This is a genomic window from Serratia sp. L9 (genome assembly GCF_050632285.1).
Lineage (GTDB): Bacteria > Pseudomonadota > Gammaproteobacteria > Enterobacterales > Enterobacteriaceae > Chania.
On sequence record NZ_CP192591.1, the window covers coordinates 4032826 to 4051189 of the forward strand.

The 18364-nt window shown below is 53.0% G+C and carries 11 protein-coding genes and 2 pseudogenes; 3 read left to right on the forward strand and 10 right to left on the reverse strand.

Annotation, left to right across the window (positions count from 1 at the left end):
* Positions 1–30: 30 nt before the first annotated feature.
* The 4 genes and pseudogenes from ACQ86O_RS19225 to ACQ86O_RS19240 all read right to left on the reverse strand — a co-directional run bounded on the left by ACQ86O_RS19225 (position 31) and on the right by ACQ86O_RS19240 (position 6356).
* Positions 31–2253: a virulence factor SrfC family protein gene (locus tag ACQ86O_RS19225; RefSeq protein ID WP_431222440.1), complete on the reverse strand. Its 2223-nt coding sequence runs from the start codon at positions 2251–2253 to the stop codon at positions 31–33.
* Positions 2250–5164 (reverse strand): annotated as a pseudogene (locus ACQ86O_RS19230) (virulence factor SrfB). The gene ACQ86O_RS19225 and the pseudogene ACQ86O_RS19230 overlap by 4 nt, the downstream one beginning before the upstream one ends.
* Positions 5164–5709 carry an SrfA family protein gene (locus tag ACQ86O_RS19235; RefSeq protein WP_431225776.1) on the reverse strand — a complete coding sequence of 182 codons (546 nt, stop codon included), beginning with the start codon at positions 5707–5709 and terminating at the stop codon, positions 5164–5166. The pseudogene ACQ86O_RS19230 and the gene ACQ86O_RS19235 overlap by 1 nt, the downstream one beginning before the upstream one ends.
* On the reverse strand, positions 5637–6356 hold the full coding sequence (locus tag ACQ86O_RS19240; protein WP_431222441.1) for an SrfA family protein: 720 nt from the start codon (positions 6354–6356) through the stop codon (positions 5637–5639). Before ACQ86O_RS19240 ends, ACQ86O_RS19235 begins: the two co-directional genes overlap by 73 nt.
* Before the next feature lie 197 nt (positions 6357–6553).
* On the opposite strand from ACQ86O_RS19240, the gene ACQ86O_RS19245 reads away from it, so the two are divergent.
* The gene (locus tag ACQ86O_RS19245) at positions 6554–7522 is read left to right on the forward strand and encodes a sensor domain-containing diguanylate cyclase (RefSeq protein ID WP_431222442.1); all 969 of its coding nucleotides are present in this window, start codon (positions 6554–6556) and stop codon (positions 7520–7522) included.
* 34 nt (positions 7523–7556) lie between these two features.
* On the opposite strand, the pseudogene ACQ86O_RS19250 reads toward ACQ86O_RS19245, so the two are convergent.
* A pseudogene (locus ACQ86O_RS19250) lies at positions 7557–8761 on the reverse strand (arginine deiminase).
* Between the two features lie 83 nt (positions 8762–8844).
* A complete protein-coding gene (locus ACQ86O_RS19255; RefSeq protein WP_431222443.1) occupies positions 8845–10362 on the reverse strand; it encodes an amino acid permease in 1518 nt (505 codons plus the stop codon).
* Between the two features lie 556 nt (positions 10363–10918).
* On the opposite strand from ACQ86O_RS19255, the gene ACQ86O_RS19260 reads away from it, so the two are divergent.
* Both ACQ86O_RS19260 and ACQ86O_RS19265 read left to right on the forward strand, forming a co-directional pair.
* On the forward strand, positions 10919–11551 hold the full coding sequence (locus tag ACQ86O_RS19260; protein ID WP_431225843.1) for a hypothetical protein: 633 nt from the start codon (positions 10919–10921) through the stop codon (positions 11549–11551).
* Positions 11448–11885 (forward strand): acyltransferase family protein, encoded by a 438-nt coding sequence (locus tag ACQ86O_RS19265; protein ID WP_431225777.1) that lies wholly within the window; start codon positions 11448–11450, stop codon positions 11883–11885. The genes ACQ86O_RS19260 and ACQ86O_RS19265 overlap by 104 nt, the downstream gene beginning before the upstream one ends.
* Here the strand turns inward: ACQ86O_RS19265 and ACQ86O_RS19270 are convergent.
* The 4 genes from ACQ86O_RS19270 to ACQ86O_RS19285 all read right to left on the reverse strand — a co-directional run bounded on the left by ACQ86O_RS19270 (position 11847) and on the right by ACQ86O_RS19285 (position 18348).
* Positions 11847–13415: a Na+/H+ antiporter NhaC family protein gene (locus tag ACQ86O_RS19270; protein ID WP_431222444.1), complete on the reverse strand. Its 1569-nt coding sequence runs from the start codon at positions 13413–13415 to the stop codon at positions 11847–11849. The two genes, ACQ86O_RS19265 and ACQ86O_RS19270, sit on opposite strands and share 39 nt — an antisense overlap.
* A gap of 36 nt (positions 13416–13451) precedes the next feature.
* Positions 13452–14501, reverse strand: coding sequence for an AraC family transcriptional regulator (locus tag ACQ86O_RS19275; RefSeq protein ID WP_431222445.1), 1050 nt, complete (start codon positions 14499–14501; stop codon positions 13452–13454).
* A gap of 119 nt (positions 14502–14620) precedes the next feature.
* On the reverse strand, positions 14621–16969 hold the full coding sequence (locus tag ACQ86O_RS19280) for a beta-glucosidase family protein (RefSeq protein ID WP_431222446.1): 2349 nt from the start codon (positions 16967–16969) through the stop codon (positions 14621–14623).
* Positions 16970–16986: 17 nt separating this feature from the next.
* Positions 16987–18348, reverse strand: a complete 1362-nt coding sequence (locus ACQ86O_RS19285) for an MFS transporter (protein WP_431222447.1) — start codon at positions 18346–18348, stop codon at positions 16987–16989.
* Between the last annotated feature and the right edge of the window lie 16 nt (positions 18349–18364).

The window sequence follows — 18364 nt, forward strand, 5'->3', positions numbered from 1 at the left end:
GAGGGCTTAACCCTCTGCCTGAATGCCTGCTTAACGCATCCCCTGAACAATCCGCCCCAACTCTGCGCGTTGCCGTTCATTCAGCGTTTGCGCACCACCGTAACCGGCATTTTCGCCGATCAACGTATGTAACCCCACCAGCCAGTCATAGATGTAGAGCGCAGTGTTGTTCACCGGTTCACTGGGGAGCTGCGTCAAACGGGCATCTGCCTGTTGAGTCGGCTTGGTGAAGATTTTATGGCCGCGATTGATGCGGCTTTCTGGCCGTTGTTCCAAGGGCAGGGATTGAAAACCAAGCCAGGCAATAAAATCCCCCAACAGCGTTAAAGTGCTGGCGATCTGGCGCTCAATAAGGTTGCTCCGATGGTTGGCCTGGTGGTCAGTCTCCGCCAAGGCGACCCCTAGCCGCTGCCAGAGATCCAGGCGAAAACTGGCGGTAATCAGCTCATCGGCCAAGGTTGCCAGCGTAGCAGGTTCAACCGCCAACAGGCTCAGCAATGCACAATTGTTGTCCAGACCACGCAATTGAGTGATCCATAACCGCTGAACCTGCAGAACAAAGTTGGCGCTGCCCTCAACCGACAAGGGCCGATCCTGTTCATCATCAAACAGATCCAGGTCGATCGCCAACGGATCGTCATTTTTTGGTTTCAACTGCTGCTGTTGCCAATAAAGTTGCTGCAACGCATGGCGGGCAGGTAACAAATGTTCCAGCAACTCCCCATGTACGCTGGTGCGGGCTTGCAGTGCCTTTACCGTGTCTTTGGCAATTTGCGCTTTATCGTTATCTGCCGGTTCCAACCAGCGGCCAAGCCGGTTTGCCAGTAAATCCTGTTCAAGCTGGTTGAACTGTTGTGCTAATAATTGCTCGCGTGGGTTGCCCTTCACCGCAGTAGCCAGGTAATCGGCCATACGCCGGATATCGTCTTCATCCCTGGCCAACAGCGTTCCCCAAACCTCGCCAGGCTCGCCTACATAACGCTGCACGGCTTGATCGTATTGCGCGGTTGAGCGTTGGTCATGCGGGGTAAATGCCCAAATCAGTCCTGGGCCTTTTCCGCGATGCTGTTGCGCCCAATAATCCAGCGCCGGGCCTACCGCCGCCGCCTCTTCACGGCAGGTTGCCGCATTGCAGACGATTAAGGCCTGCATGGCCCGTTGTTCCGTGTAGCGTTGCAGTAAAACCAGACTTTTGGCCTGCTGGAGGCGTTGGCTTGGCAGTGGCAAGCTCGCGTTTTCTGCCTCAAAGGCGGGCAAATCGAGCAAATCAATGTGCGTAAAGCCGCTATGCGCAGGAATGCCCTGCAACGGGATCAACAGTTCGGCCGTCAACAAACTCAACTCGGCCAGGGTGATTGGCATCAGGTCGCCGTTCTGCAACCTGATCTGGACCCGTTCTTGTGAGGTATTGAGTGCCAGCAGCGCATTGGCAGGTTGCTGGATTTCATCCGTCAGCACGGTGAGGGGAGCCATAACGCGCCGCGAACCGCCCAGTTGCTGCAACCGGTAAGCGAGACGGCGATAGCATTCGATCAAGGCAGGGTCATTACCCCACAAGGGAGAAAACAGGCGTGCTCGCTCGTCAACGGCCAGATAGGGGGCGAGGGACAGCGCCTGGGGCCAGTATTCGCTGTCCCAGGTTTGTTGCACAGCGCCTGTTTCTGCGCGGAGGCTGTCCCAAATGGCGATCACATCTTCTGCGCTGATACCCGCTACCGCCTGTGACTGGCGCAGTTTGACCAATGTATCGATGATTTCGCCAATTTGCGCTTTTTCAATTGGCTGTGGTGCATTACCGGCCCTCGCCAGCAGGCGCACTAATTCAGCTTCCGTCAGCAAGGTCAATTGAACCGGGTAGTCTGCTTCCTGTGGCGTTATGCGGTGGCTGAAACGAATAGCCACGCCTGCGGCCTGTTGTGACCGGATATGGCTAAGGAAATCCAGCGTTTTACCGGCGAAAACGGTAGTCAGATAGCCCGGTTCGGCGGCAGCCAACGCGGTGATCAAATGCATTTTTGCCGCCGGGGATCGGCCATAAAAGCCCAATGCGCCGTTTTTGGCGGTGGCAGATGCCAGGTGGTTGAGCTGGATCCGGCAGCGGCGCAGGTTGAGCATGACCGTTTGGGCTTCCAGCGCAAAGCGGGGCGTCTGCTGCTGAGTGTCTTCAACCCAGCCCAATGCCTGATTAATTCCGGCATTGAGTAACGGCAAGCGTTGGATTGCCGGCGAAATAGGTTTGCTGGCTGACTTCATGCAAAAACGCTCCCGCTATCGATCCAGTAATGAGTGGCGCCAGAGGCACTGTCGGCTAATGTATTCAATTTAAGCTGCACCTGATCGGTGGGCACCGGGCTGCCATCTTCAAGCTCGGCGGCGGCTATCTGCCATCGAGCCGGTGACTCGGGCAGTGGAGCAAGCTTGACGTGCAACAGGTTATCGCCAGCCAGCCTGCGGGCCAGTTGTGGATCGGTAATGGTCAAGGTAAACAGCGGGGCGGCTGGCCAGTGTTCATTATTCAACTGGCGAAATCCCAGGCACATTGAGCCGTTGAGGGCAAAGCTGATGCTGCTGTCCAGACCGGCGTCCGGCGTATCCAGATCGAGATCGGCATAATAAACCTGGTTGCTGGGCAGACGGTTATCCTCACCCAGGCGCCCCAGATAACGCACGGTGGAATAAGGGCGAAAATCGGCCGCTTTGAAATACACCCCTGGCAGCCGTAGTTCCAGGGCTAACAGACATAACATGGCACCGACAGCCGCGGTAGATTTTGGGTTGCCGATGCGCCCTTGCTGGCTAAACGGATACCAACCGCTGGTGTGGTAACCATCCAGCGCAACAATACGGTTGATCGGCACCGGTTGCAGTTGGCGGAACAGGGCTTGTATGCCCGGAAAACGTGAAGGGCGGCCAGTCAGCAACAACACGTCGCAGTTATGCATGGCGATCACTTCCGTTAACAGACGCAGATTGCGGGTGATGGCGATACGTGGGGCGAGAAAATCGGCATGCAACTGGCTCAGGCGCAGGATCAGCCGCACCCGCAAGACGTCAAAGGCTAACGCCTCTGCTGGCAACTGGCGTTGGACTTGCGCATTGATAGACTTCAACACGTTATCGGTTGGCGGTTGTGCCAGCAATTCAGCAAACTCGGCGTCGATCTCACTGCGTGATTGCAGCGGGGTAAAGGTTTCATACCGCTCAAGGATCGCCTGGGCGATCGGCATAAAAAGTTGCAGTGTCACTTGTTGTTGCACGGCCGATATCTCTTGCTGGCCAAACAGGCTGGCCATCAAGACGGCAGGCTCGGCTACGCCTGCACGCTTCATCTCTCCTTCCAGCGCTGGCAGCACATACAGGCGGATCACATCCAGCAGAATGTCATCTCCGGCCACCTTGAACCCTTCACGGAACAGCAGATGGGGCGTGACCTTGGTGTTATTTCCGGCGGTCTCTTCCAGACTGTATTGGGTGATAGCCAGATCGGTGGTGCCTCCGCCAATATCCACCGAGGCTATCCGCAAGGTGCTCTGTGGTTCGTTGGCCAAGGGGGCATTATCAGGCCGAGCCATAGCGCAAAAGAATGCTCCGGCATCACCGGCAAAGTTCACCTGTATTTCGTTATACAGATAGACCATTTGGCCGCAGGTAGCCTCATCCCACTCCATCTGGACAACGGGCAGCGGGCGTTCTGCTTCAGGCCAGCACTGGGCTTTCCACACCAAAGCGATCGCCTCATGCATCCGCTGGCGGAAAATTTCACGTTCTGGTACCGGCATGGCAGAAGGCAGGGTGAGAATGATATTGCGCAAATGACGAGGTGCCGCGCTGTTTCGCATGGCTAACCGCTGTGCTGCGCTGTTAATCTGCATCAGCGCCTGGGCCAAAAGTTCAGACAGCATCAGGGCCATCAGCGAGCTGCGGCTGTAATGGGCGGAAAAGGCAGGTAACCGTTCTTCCGGCAGTAAATTGTCTAATAGCTGGCCTTCATCATTGAGCAGTTGTGCCAGCGGAGCGGCGGTGGCGGGCGGCTCCAGCTGGCTGTGCTCTGCCATACGGTTGAAGCGCCAACCCGGCGCGTAACTCTCTTCGTCCCAAAGATAACGCCTGGGGCTGGAGAGGCCGGTAGAACCGCTATCCCCCTGCCGTTGTTGGGCCAGGCGGCAGGCCTCGTTACCTACGCGGGTGATGGAAGGCCACTGGAAGGCGTCATCACGACCACTTTCGAAGGAATAGTTCGACTTGCCAAACCTGGCCTGAGCGAACTCCAGGCGGCTGGAAAACAGCCCGCTGTGCAGATAATGCGGCTCGCTGAGATCGCGCATCTGCAGCTCATAGCTGTATTTCAGGCCATTGCGCTCCGCTGGGTGATCTTCTACCAGCACCCCGCAGGTGTGAGAGTTGCCGACGTCCAGGATCAGATCCACCGACACCGGTTCCTGCAACGCATCATCGCCGAGGTCGATTTCGGGCATAGCCAACTGTGTCGCCAATAGGTGCAACAGATTCAGGTAATGGGCTTGATACTCAAATTCACGCAGTGAGGCTTTGATATTGCGTTCCGGACGCTGCTCCAGAACCGTTGCCTGCTGGGTAAATACCTCCCGCAGCCAGCCGTCCACCCAGGTAGCATCCAGAAAATCCCCCAGATCCTGGCTCTGGTGCGCCAGCGCGAAGCTCAATCCGGTAGCAATGTCCTGCTGGCTGGGGGCCAGAGATGCACTTTCGTGCCCCGGTGGATAAACCTTGGTATCAAAGGCCAAGGTTATCCGCACGCTATGCCCTTGCGGGTCAGGCTGTTCCAGCAGGCAGATTCGCACACGCGCCCAGTTATCCGGGCCCGGCAAGAAACTGCGGGGCGGGTTGAAGCGTAAAAACGGCAACGGCAGCCAGAGCTGGTTCAGCAAACGCAGCGATTGATCCAATGGAAAACTGAATTCAGGACGCACCATTTCCGGCGGTTCCCCTGGAGCCACCGGCAGGAAGTATTTATCCCTGCTCTGATTATATTCCAGGCGCAATAACGGGCCGTTGGCCGTCTGGCGTACAAACTTGCCTGGTCGTTCGGTATCGAGCTCCGGGGTCAGGGCAAAGTCCAGAAATTGATCCCGCTGTTCGGGATCAGCCGGACGCGCTGTGGATATTCCGTTGTGGTCGCCAACATTATTTACTCTCGCGCTTAATCGTCATAGGGAATACGGTTTCACTGCCATAACGCCCGGTACAGTCTGCGGCACCAGCGTCACCTTGCCTGCACACCAGTTCAGGCATTTGATAGCGGGAACCGTCGCTGCAGCGTGCTTTGGTGCGGCTGTTGATCACCAGATTACCGGATTGCATCAATCCGGCGCTGACGGCTACCCGGCAAGTGACCTTGTCACCTTGAGTGATGCTTGCAGTGCCTTTGCCATTTTTGATTTGGTACACGAGGCTTGGCAATTTACCGGTCAGCGGGTCTTCGACTGCCAGAGTGGCTCGCCATTTGCCATTAAGAAAAGCCGTGGAGCCGATTCTTACCGACTCGGCGGGCAGCGTCAGCGCCAGCTTATCGACTACGGCAGGGGTGACGACCGGCGGAGGGAGAACCTCTGCGGGGTTTAATGGTAAATGCATACCCACCAGAGGGCGCATCGGTTTTACCTCCAGCTTGACCGGGGCAACGATGGTTTCCGGCGGCGGTGGGGATTCAGTTTTAGATTGGGAATAGATAACCCCCCGATCAGCGCAGCCAGAACGGCTAAGACAGGCAGTGGCCACCCGGGGCGCCGTGGTTGTTTCTCCACAACGGGCGCTATTTGCGCGGGAGCGGCAACGGGCGCTACCGGCGCCAGGGTAACCTCAACCTCTGGTAGAGCGGTGGGTTCGGCAGGGTAATCTGGTGGGCGCAGGCAATCGAGTGGGTCGGTACGGGTTTTACCGTCTGCTTTCACAAATCCCCAGCAGGTCAGCACCGGCTTGCCAGCCACCAAAAACACCGCATTTTGATCCGGGAACTGCATTGCCTTGGTCAGCAAGGCGGCAAAGCGTTGCTGGCTGGATTTACCGCTATTACGGGCACGTAAGCTGATGGCGCGGGCGGTGGCCTGAAAACGTTCCAACTGGTGTAAAGCGGCGGTTCGTGCCGTCTCATCCGCCGCATGCCACGACGTCACCTGACCAGCAACGGGCGCGTACCAGTCAATACGGTCACCTTGTTCGTTGGGGACCGGGATCGCCAGGCAATCGGCCGCCGCCTGTTGCTGCTGCAAATGCAGCGCTTCGCGTAATTGCAACGCTACGGCAAAGACGGGTTGTCCATTCTCGCCCAATGTAAGAACGTCATCTAAACTGCCACTGCGTAAAAAGGGTTTTGCCACGCCAGATACCCTGCTTTTAACCTAAACGGCTAGTCTAAGTGGCGACCCCGGCAGTTAAAGCAGGGAAAACGGGGGTAAAGTGAACTCTGTTTTATGCATCGCATTGCCAGCATTGGCGAACATGATTATTCTGCAATGCGGTGTTTTGCTTTCAAGACCTATACTTAGTTTGTACTTTAATCGGAGTAGACGTAGAAATGAAAACCCCAGAGATGCCTGATAATGAAGTAATGCGCTTGCAGGCACTGCGTTCTCTGAATCTGTTGGACACCCTGCCAGAAGAGCGTTTTGACCGGGTGACACGCATGGCCAGGAGACTGTTTGGCGTGCCGATCGCGCTGGTAAGCCTGGTTGACGAAAACCGTCAATGGTTTAAATCCAACTGTGGGCTAGAAGGAGCAAAGGAAACGCCGAGGGATATTTCGCTCTGCGGCCATGCAATCCTCGGGAATGATATCCTGCTCATTCCCGACACGCTTGAGGATGAGCGCTTCGCAGATAACCCTTTGGTAAAAGATTCGCCGCACATCCGTTTTTATGTCGGTTGCCCACTGAGCTATTCCGATACGCTTAAAATGGGTACCTTATGCCTGATCGACGATAAACCCCGGGGTTTTGATGCCGACGATGCGGTCGCATTGCGCGACCTGGCTTCGATGGTCGAGGATGAACTCAGGTCTTTCCAAGCTTCCACCTCGGACGAACTGACGCAAATCTCCAACCGGCGTGGCTTTAGCTGCCTGGCCAACCACACGCTGCATTACTGTCAAACGAAAGGGGTTAATGCCAGCCTGGTGTTTATCGACCTCGATAAATTCAAAATGATTAACGACAGTTATGGCCACGGGGAAGGAGACAGGGCGCTGGTCTACTTTGCCGAACTGATGAAACGCACTTTCGGTGGTTTTGATGCTATTGCCCGTCTGGGTGGCGATGAATTTGTCGCGCTGATGAGTGGCAGGATAAAAAGTGAAGCAGAGAAGGAAATTGATGCCCTGCAAGTGCGGGTGAATGAACATAACGCTTCGCAGATCACCCCTTACGAACTGGCATTTTCTTTTGGCATAGTCGAGTTCGATCCTGCTACGCCCCATAAGCTGGATGAATTGCTCGCCGCCGGGGATGCCATTATGTACCGGATTAAAAAGTCAAAAAAAGCCGGATAAATCAACTTTATCCGGCCGGCATACTGGTTAAGGGTTAGTAATCGATGGCATCGCGGATAATCGGGCAGGTCATACAGTGGCCGCCGCCGCGTCCACGGCCCAGCTCACTCCCGACAATCTCAATCACCTCAACGCCTTCTTTACGCAGTTGGGTATTGGTTTTGGTGTTGCGATCGTAGGCCAGTACCACTCCTGGAGACAGCGCGACCATGTTGTTGCCGCTGTCCCATTGCTGGCGTTCGGTATCGTAATCATTGCCTTCGGTTTCCACTACCCGCAGTTTCTTCAGGTTCAAAGCTCCGGCGATCGCTTCTACAAAGGTGCCTTTATCACGGCTCAGTTTCATCCCGGTTGGGCCGTCATCTGGACGCAGTGAGAAGGTTTTGATCTGGTCGACGATTGCCGGATAGAGAGTGACAACGTCACGATCGCAGAAGGTAAACACCGTATCCAGATGCATGGCAGCACGCAGTTTTGGCATGGCCGCGATCATGACCCGTTCAACCCCGGATTGCTTGTTGGCAAACAGCGCAGCGGCCAACTGGGTGATCGCCTGGTGCGAAGTGCGCTCACTCATACCGATCAGCACCGTTTTATTGCCAATCGGCATCACATCACCGCCTTCCAGCGTGGCGGTGCCGTGGTGCACGGTCGGATCCCCCACCAGACGTTGACATTGGCAGAGCCAAAGTCTGGGTGGAATTTGTAGATGGCGGTTGTCAGAATGGTTTCTTCATGGCGGGCTGGCCAGTACAGCGGGTTAAGCGTCACGCCGCCATAGATCCAGCAGGTGGTATCACGGGTATACAAGGTGTTTGGCAGTGGCGGCAGCAGATATTCGGTGATGCCCACCGCTTCGCGGATCAGCTTCAGTTCTTCGTGATCGGCATAGCCTTCCTTCGCCAGTTCGGTGGTCGAGAGGCCGCCAATCAGTACTTCGGCCAGCACTCGCGGGGTTAACCCGTCAAGGAAGCTGCGGGTTTCATTCAGGATCCCCAACGACACTTCATTAGGCACAATCTGTTGATCCAGGATCCACTTTCTGGCTTCCGGCAATGCCAGGGTTTCGGCCAGCAGGTTGTGCATCTCAACCACATCCACGCCACGTTCACGCATTTTGGTCATAAAGTCAAAATGGTCACGTTTGGCGCGCTCAACCCACAACACGTCATCAAACAGCAACTCATCACAATTACTTGGTGTCAGCCGGTTATGCGCCTTGCCAGGGGCGCACACCATCACTTTATGCAATTTCCCTACTTCAGAATGAACACCAAACTTGGTCTGTGCCTTTTTTTAGTCGACATAATGACTTGCCTCGATCAGATTGTGATAACGCCCGTTGCAATACTGTAAATTGCAACAATTGCAGCGACCATAACGATTACAAAGAGCACCATTTCAGCCGGGGTGAACAGTTTTGCCTGCTGTTCACGTTTAGCCATAATGTACAACAGCGTACCTGGGCCATAGATAATGGCGGAGAGCAGCAGATATTTCATACCCCCGGCGTACAGCATCAGCAGGGCGTAGAAGGTGGCGATAATGGCGAATATCAGATCCTTTTTGTGGTCGGTTTTATCGGTTTCGTAGGTTTCCCCAGTCCAGGCCAGTTTCAGCCCATAAGCCCCTACCAACAGATACGGGATCAGCGTCAGCGAACTGGTTAACTCAAGCGCCAGTTGGAAAGCGTAATCACTGAACAGCGTCAGGATCAAAAACACCTGAATGGTGACGTTGGTCAGCCAAACGGCTGAAGAGGGCACGGCGTTGCTGTTTTCGGTGGCAAACACCTTGGGCATACTCTTGCTCTTCGCGGCGGAAAACAGCACTTCTGCCGCCAGCAATGACCAGGAGAGATAAGCCCCCAATACCGAAACGATTAACCCCACGCTGATAAAGATAGCCCCCCAGCGCCCGACGATGGCTTCCAACACCCCGGCCATGGAAGGTTGGCGCAGCGCGGCCAGATCAGGACGTAGCAGCACACCGTAAGAGAGCATGGTGATCAGCACTAACAGGCACAGCACCCCGATAAAACCCAGCACCGTAGCAATCCCTACGTGGCTGCGTTCTTTGGCATAGCGGGAATAAACGCTGGCGCCTTCAATCCCCAGGAACACGAATACCGTCACCAACATGGTGCTGCGCACCTGACTGAACAGCGATTCAGGCTCTGCGGTTGGCACGATGGCGGCTGCCGCATGGCCTACATAGCCGTAATCATTAAGATGGGATAAATCACCTACGCTGGCTAATGAGGCTGCCTCTGGCGTACCCCAGAAGTTGAGCATGAACACGTCGCTCTTGAAGGCGAAGATCAGCACGATGACAAAGATGATGATCGGCAGGATTTTAGCGATGGTGGCAATGGTGTTGATGGTCGCGGCACTTTTCACCCCGCGCAGCACCAGAATATGGAACCCCCACAAGATGACCGAGGCCACCAGCACCGCCGGAATGGTGTTGCCATCACCAAAGATGGGGAAGAAGGCTCCCAATGTGGATTTGATCAACACAAAATAAGAAACGTTACCAATACAGGTCCCAGCCCAGAACCCGAGTGCAGAGGCAAACCCGAGATAATCACCAAACCCGGCTTTGGCATAGATAAAAACGCCAGAGTCGAGGTCGGGTTTTCGTTGAGCCAGAGTCTGGAATACAAAAGCCAGCATTAACATGCCACCGCCTGCAATACACCAGGCGATGATGGCGCCAAACCCTCCCGTTGCACGTCCAAAGGTAGCCGGCAAGGAAAATATCCCGGCACCTATCATGGAGCCCACCACCAAAGCGGTGAGCGACCATAGGGACAATTTATTCGTTGTTGAGCTCGTCATGGTTTTCCTTACTGACACCGAGTCAATTAAGTTTGTTTTTAAAGGATAACGCTAGCCGTACACTGACGATTAGATCATAGCTATAACCCCGGATTTTTCCTGTCGTTAAAAAAATTTTGTTATCATTATCAGCACGGTTGATTTTTTATGTGGCAAAACACTCTTGCTAACTAGAATAAAAAACCACGGATAAGAATTTTCTCGAAATACAACACTTTAATTTAGTAAAAATAAATTTTATGCCGCGAATTTTGAGGGGGAAGATTGGGGGAGTGTCATCTTAATGGCCACGAGACCAGGCAGGAAGATGTTTTTTTGTTTTAATTCAATACACTAACAAATCGAGTGTTAAAGCAAGGGTGGCCTAATAACAAGTAGGGTAGTTAACCGACGTTAGCCTGTCACTAAAAATATAATAATATTCAATGATAATACATTCCCCTCCAACTGAAGCGTAAAGATTTCATATTGTAGAGTCCCGGTTAGTGTAGTAAGGTTATTTATATAAAAAACAGTAATCTGAATGCCATTTGGCTCGACGAAGGGTGGTAGCACAATGATTCAAAATGTCAGCCAACATGCTTTAAAAAGCTTGAGTTGCTTTGCGGCCGTAACCTTCTTCTCAACCAGCCAGATGTGTGCCTATGAGTGCTTTCTTAATGCCAATAGTATGAGTGTGCTTTACTTTGTTTCAATAATAGCCAAGCCATTGTTTTTCATAATTATTGGCTATATGGATGAAGTGGAGAAACTGTCCCGGATGGAGATTATCATAAAAATAAAATCCATTATCATGATAATGATTTTTTGGAATATCGTTCTTTCCCTGATCAAAACCCAATACATTCAGCAAGGTTATATTTTACAGAATGGAATATTGGTCAGTATGGGGGTCATTTATTTGATCTACCCGATCATCCTTAAAGGCATTCAACATTTAAAGATAACCGCTTCGGTGTTCATTGGGTTGGTTGCCATTATCGCCGTACTGGACATTTTCAGCCCGCTGGATGCCAAAGATGATCCCTTGTTTATCTCCAGTTATTCGTTTATCTGGATATGGGGGGTATTACATTTTCGGCCATGTGCTAGGGGAGGCTCCTGGCCGCCAGTTTACCAAAAAAGCCAGCGTACTTCTGGCGGCCAAAATCCTGGTGATCCCCATCGGGGTATCCATGTATTTCTATGAACGCTATTTATCAACCCACACGCAAATCAGCGTTGCCGGTTGGTTTGTTTTAGAGCATCTGCACCTGCTGGCAATGAGCCTGGCGCTGTTTATTCTGTTTGACAATATCAATATCAAAAATCGCCTGATCACCGGGGCTGTGGAATTTATCAGCCCGGCGATGGTTGGCGTCTATATCGTTCACTACAGCGTGTTCTATTTTATTACCACGCTGTATGACTTCAATGATGCTACGTTAAAGTTCACTTTGCTGGTCCTGGTGTTTATTGCCTCGGTCCTGGTTTGCCGGCTGTTATTACTGAACCGGTTTACCGCCAGGATCATTTCCTTTTAACTCCGTGGCAATGGGGATGTGGCGAATGTTAAAACCTGTTATCCCCAGCGCCAGCGTGATCAACGGCGCAGCAATGTTAAACACCGCAAACGGCATGTAAGCCATGGTTGAAACCCCCAGTACCGCTGCCATATAAGCACCGCAAGAGTTCCAGGGGATCAGCGGCGAGGTGACAATACCGGCGTCAGAAACGATACGGGAAAGGTTCTCTGGGGCTAATCCCCGCTTGGCGAATTCGGCCCGGTACAGACGGGTCGGCAGCAGCAGCGCGATATACTGATCGCCTGCAGCGATGTTAAGCCCGATGGCAGTGGCCACCACGGAGGTAAAAAGGCGGCCCACGGTTCTGGCACGCAACAATAGTGGTGTCACCAGTTTGTTAAGCAAACCAAAATCATCCACCATAATGCCAAACGTCACCGCCCCAATGATCAACCAGATGGTCAGTAACATGCTGTCCATCCCGCCACGGGAAAGCAGGGCGTCAATCTGTGCAATGCCTGAATTTTCCTGAAAACCGGTCGCCATTGCCACCCATACCGCTTTAATAGCCTGCAGCGGTGTGGCCATATCCGGTTCGGCAATAAAACGGTCAATAACCTGCGGTTGCATAAAAGAGGTCATGGCACCCGCTAATATCGCGGAACACATGATGGCCAGTGATGCTGGAACCTTGCACACCGATAACACCAAGAGAAAAACCAGAGGTAACAGATTCCACGGCGTAATGTGGAATAACTCGTTAAAACGGGTCAGCTCATTATTGGTGATGGTCGAGTCAAAAGCGCTGTGCTGGTTAAGCCCTAACAGAATAAACGCGAACAGGGCGAGGATCGCTGCCGGCACGGTCGTCCAGAGTTGAGTGCGGATATGCTTGTACAGCTCAACGCCATTTAATTGGGCGGCCAGCACGGTGCTTTCAGACAGCGGTGAAATTTTATCCCCCACATAAGCGCCAGAAATTACCGCGCCCGCCGTGATTTCCGGTGATATGCCAAGCATATTGGCCAACCCGACCAGGCCGACGCCCAGTGTCCCTGCGGTAGTCCATGAGCTGCCGATACTCAAAGACACCCCGGCGCACACCAGAAAGGCAATGGGATAAAACCAGTTCGGCGTGATCATGATAATGCCGTAATACACCATGGTAGGAATGGTGCCGGACATATTCCAGGTACCGATCAATGCCCCAACGGAAAAAAGAATAAAAATTGCCCCGGAGACGGTGGAGATCCCTTTACGACCAGATTCGGAAACCGCTTCCCAGCTGTGGCCGTTTTTCAAGACGATCACCGCAGTGACCATGGTGCTGAGAATGATCGCCACCTGCAGCGGGCCATTTACCGCATCAAGGCCAAACAGAGCCACGGAAGAACCAACCAGCAAGATCAACGTGAATACCGGGAAGATGGCATCCAGATAGCTGGGGGCTTTTATAGGGCGAGGGGTTTTGCAACATTGGCCATATGCACTCCACAGACAGTTAAGACAAAATGATTGCCCGAATTTCACATCCCGGAATTGCGACACCTGTGGTAGCTACTGCGGTAAGTATAGTCGGCGGGGCTATATCGCAATGATTATTTTCATTATTACGCGAATAAATGGAACCTTGGGCAAAATGGCTTCATGGGAGGGGGAGTTGAAACTCTGCAGGCGTTTGACGATCTGCTGATCCAGAGGCAGGCAGCGAAAATCGGTCATGATTTGCATTTCAGCCGCAGAATTGATGGCGGTGAGATAGTTCTTTCTGAATTCTGTCGGGGTCATGCGGCAGTATTTGTTGAAGGCGAAAATCAGTTGCTTATGACCGCTGAAACCACAGGCATAGCTGATGTCGGTAATGGGAATATTGGTGTCTTTCAACAACTGTTTGGCTTTATTAATCCTGATCATGGTCAGGTATTCTTTAAAGTTATAGCCGCTGATCTTCTTGAAGGTGCGCGAGAAGTGGTGATAGCTGGCCCCGGCGTTTTCGGCAATGGTGGTCAGATTGAGTTCGTCATCAAAATGCTGATTAATATACTCAATGCCGTATTTGACCCATTGCTGATCTTTCTTTCTGACGGTCATCTGCTGCCGATCCGCCTGGTTTTCTCCTGCCGCAGCAAGCGCTCCCAACAGTTGGTAAGCCAGGGCTATGCGGGTAAACGAGGGTTGGGCATCCACCAGATGTTCCACCAGGGCCAGTACGCTGTTTCTGATCTGCCGATCAACGCTGCGATCCGCTTGGCTGGCGTTCAGGGCATAATCCATCTGCGGTGCCGGGTGAATTTCATCAAACAGGTTGGGGGCGAACTGGATCGTCAGCAGTTGGCTATGCGGGCTGCGGGCCTCTAACGAGTGAATTTCATCCGGGTTGATATATAACATGCTGCCAGCAGTAACCAGCGAGGTGGCGTGGCCCAGAGTAACGGAAAACTCCCCTGACAGGATGCAGATTAACTCGGGAGCCGAGTGCCAATGAGGTTCACAGTAATAGACCTCGGCGGCAAACACGTTCAGTTTTTCAGCATCAAAGGAGATCAGTTCATAGCCACTGCCCGCATGGATCGGCGCGGTTGCTTGCCGCTGCGATTTAAGCCTTGGCTGCTGGGTGACTGAAAAAGGAAACATCGGCTTACCTCGCCAGTTAAGAAATAGGTGCCCTTGGCTTGGGTTAGGATGAGGGAAGAGCACTTTGCCACAATGCCAAAAACCCTCACCCCGGCCCTCATCCCAAAAGGAGAGATAACCTACCCCTGAGGGCCTTGCAAGGCTGCCGCCAACTCCTGCCGCGTAATATCGATGGCCAGGAACTCCGTCAAGGCGATAAACAAGCCGCAAAACAGATCGGGGGCAATCGTAATCAGTTTTTCCCTTACCAAAGTTTCAGGCAAGCTGTTTTTGCTGACCAGTAATTTCACCACTCGATCAAACGCTGGCGGGTTGTTGATTAGCTGCTGTAACGAGTTATCGGCTTGCAGCGGCGGATAATAAGGCGTGGCACAGAGATTAATCACCGTGCTGAGCGCCGTATCTCGCGAAGAACGCGCAATGTGCAGTTGATACTCACCGGCGTCCACCACCCAATCAGCAACACCCGGATGGAAACAGGCAAAATCCTGCCAGTTAAGCACCATGCTCAGGGTTTTGGTTTCGCCCACCTCAAGATAGACCTTGGCAAAGGCTTTCAAGGCCCGCACCTCACGCGCCAGTTCGCCAGCCGGTGCAGAAATATAGAGCTGAACCACTTCTTTACCGGCCATTTTACCGCTGTTGGTGACCTCAACACTGACGGTTAATGCATTACCGTCTTCAAGCTGTGCGACCGATGTTGTCAGATTGGCATAGCTGAACGTGGTATAGCTCAGACCAAAACCAAACGGGAATTGCGGCGTGAGCTTGCGCCGGTCGTAATAGCGATAACCAACAAACAGCCCCTCATTATAATGATGACGCAGGTTTTCTCCTGGGTAGCTGAGCCAGGCCGGTGTCTCTTCCAACGTATTTGGCACAGTCACCGTCAGCTTGCCACAAGGGTTGGCCCGGCCAAACAGAATATCCGCTACCGCACGCCCCATGCCTTGGCCAGCAAAGAAGGTTTCCAGCAGGGCCTTGCTGTCGGATAGCCAAGGCATCACCACCGCATCACTGTTGGCCAGCACCACTACCAGGTTAGGTTGCTGCCTGGCTACGGCGCGGATCAATGCTTCGTGACTGGGCAAGATATTCAAATCTTTGCGATCGCCATTTTCACCGTCCTCCCCAATAGCGGTACTGACGAACACCACGGCAACGTCGGCTTTTTTCGCCACTTCCACCGCCTGCGCCTGAGCTTGTTCATCAATAACGTTATCTTCCGGTGTACCAATGGCATATTCGATATTGAAATCGTTGCCAGCAACCTCAAAAATCTCATCAAGTGGGCGATCGAGCATATAAGGCACGGTAGTCGCACAGCCTGAGCCTTGGATCACCGGTTCCTGCGCCGGTTTACCCAGCACCGCGACGGTACGTTGTCTGCCTGGCAGCAAGGGCAGAATATCGTCCTCGTTTTTTAGCAGAACAATGGATTCTGCGGCCAGCCGCTGCGCCAACTGGTGGTGCTGTTGGTAATCTGCCTTGGTGCCCGGTTTACGGTGTTGCTGCACTTTATCGAGCAGGGTCAGCATACGCAGGCAGGCGGTATCCATAATATCTGACGGAATTTCACCCCGGTTGTTGGCCTGTAACAGTTCCTGCTTGTCGTGTTGGGTTTCCGGCATCGCCAGATCGTTTCCCGCCAGTAAGGACGCTGGGCGATCCTTGATGCCATACCAATCCGACATCACCAGCCCATCATATTGCCATTCATTACGTAACACTTCGGTCAGCAACCAGGGATCTTGCGAGGTCTGCACGCCATTGAGACGGTTATAAGAGGACATTATCGTCCAGGGATTGGATTTATCGATAGCGCGTCTGAAACCGGCGAGGTAAATCTCACGCAGCGCCCGTTCCTCAACTACCGAATCCATTTCGGTCCGCCGAAATTCCGAATTATTGGCGGCAAAATGCTTCAGGCTGGCACCGACGCCACCGTCTTGCAGGCCGTTGATCAACGCGGCAGCGATATCACCACTGACGACCGGATCTTCCGAGTAATACTCATATCCACGGCCAGCCAAAGGAGTGCGGCGAATATTGATGCCAGGCCCGAGCAGAATACCTACGCCCATTTCCTGGCACTCTTCGGCCAGAGCTGCGCCCATTTGGTACACCAACTCGCGGTCCCAGCTACAGGCCAGGGTGGAACCATTGGGGAAGCAGGTTGCCGGTTTGGATTTGCTGAACAGCGCCTCGGAACCGCCTTTCTGTTGTTCCTGCTCTACCTCGCCGGCACTTTGACCAATCACTGCGAGAAAATCGGTAATGTTCCAGTTTTCCCCTTGTTCAATCTGGCTGGTGCTGTAGCGGACGCCATAGGTGCCATCCGTCATGACGATATCGTCTATACCATGCTGCGGGAAGCTGGTCGTGCGCCACAGGCCACTGCCGCTGAGCAGGGCAACTTTCTCTTCGGCGGTCATGGCCGCAATTATGGCTTGGAAATCTTTTTTCATCTTAATTACCTGCAGTGTTACAGCGCGTTGAGCTTGCGCGATTCAATGTCTTTGATGATATTGCGGTAAGTGTTCTCATCCAGGGTGTAGAAGAAAATAAACACCATCCCCAGAGCAAACATCAGGCCAGGGAACAGGGTCATCATCAGATTGATGCCGTTTAACGCGTTGACGCTGATCAGGTCGGAAGAGTAATCAAAGTAGTCCAGCATCATTCCGGCGCAGCCGCCGCCAATCGCCATGGCAATCTTGGTGATAAAGTTAAAGAAGCCGTAAATAGCCCCTTCGGTGCGCACGCCATGTTTCCATTCGGCAAACTCTACGGTGTCGGCAATCATCGACCACATCGCGACAAATCCCATCCCCAAGGTGATGCTGAACAGACAAACGCCGGTCATTATCAGGTAGCTGTTATCACCCGCCAGGAAATACTGGAACATCACGCCAGCAATCCCGATCAGTAACCCCAGTTGCACCATCTTCTTTTTACCCATCATGCTGATGAGCTTTTCTGACACCACAGTGCCTGCCACGTAGGCCGCAGATTGAATGGCGAAGAATTTGGCGGTAAAGGCTTCATCGCCCAGGGAGTATTTGATGAAGTAAATCGCAATGGCCATCCATACCGTATAGGCGATATAGAAGAACACGGTGAAGAGCGAGAGGTTGATTAACGGCAGATTACCGGACACTGCGGTGATCATCTCTTTCAGCGTTGGCGGCTTCTGGTCCGGCAAGCTGATGACCCGTTCTTTAGTCATACCAAAGCAGGCCAGAAAGAAGAAAGTGGCCAGCAGACTGAAACAACTGACGGCAAAAACATAACCCATTTTCTGGTCGGTAAACTGTGAAATCAATAAATCAGCGCTGGTGGAAACAATCAGGTAACCGACAATCGCAAAGACAAAACGGTAGACCGACAGCGAAGCCCGCGAACCTTCATGCTGAGTCAGCATATTGGTCATGGCAGAATAGGGGGTATTCACCGCAGTGTAGGCCAGGCAGTAGATAGTGTAGGAAATCAGTGCGTAGTAAAACTTGAAGTCGCTGTCGAAAGTGCTGAAGCACAGGATCGTCAAGATCCCCAGCGGCACCGCGCCAAATAACAGATAAGGGCGCAGCTTGCCGTAGCGGGTATGGGTTTTATCGATAAAGTAACCGACAAAAATGTTAAATACCGCATCCAGCACACGGGCAATCACAAAGATCAAACTCGCCTGAACCGCGGTAATGCCATAAATATTGGTGTAGAAAAACAGTAAGAACAGGGAGACAAACCCAAATGACAGGTTGGAGGCCAGATCGCCGAATCCATAACCTATTTTTTCCCGAACGCTGACCTTTACGTAACTGTCAGAGGCGATTTCTATTGTTTTCATTGTTGCTCACTCATTC

Bases quoted from the DNA above. Each gene is read 5' to 3' on its own strand.
- ACQ86O_RS19280 (WP_431222446.1), bottom strand. From the start codon at position 16,969: ATGAAAAAAGATTTCCAAGCCATAATTGCGGCCATGACCGCCGAAGAG.
- ACQ86O_RS19275 (WP_431222445.1), bottom strand. From the start codon at position 14,501: ATGTTTCCTTTTTCAGTCACCCAGCAGCCAAGGCTTAAATCGCAGCGG.
- ACQ86O_RS19255 (WP_431222443.1), bottom strand. From the start codon at position 10,362: ATGACGAGCTCAACAACGAATAAATTGTCCCTATGGTCGCTCACCGCT.
- ACQ86O_RS19225 (WP_431222440.1), bottom strand. From the start codon at position 2,253: ATGAAGTCAGCCAGCAAACCTATTTCGCCGGCAATCCAACGCTTGCCG.
- ACQ86O_RS19245 (WP_431222442.1), top strand. From the start codon at position 6,554: ATGAAAACCCCAGAGATGCCTGATAATGAAGTAATGCGCTTGCAGGCA.
- ACQ86O_RS19285 (WP_431222447.1), bottom strand. From the start codon at position 18,348: ATGAAAACAATAGAAATCGCCTCTGACAGTTACGTAAAGGTCAGCGTT.
- ACQ86O_RS19260 (WP_431225843.1), top strand. From the start codon at position 10,919: ATGATTCAAAATGTCAGCCAACATGCTTTAAAAAGCTTGAGTTGCTTT.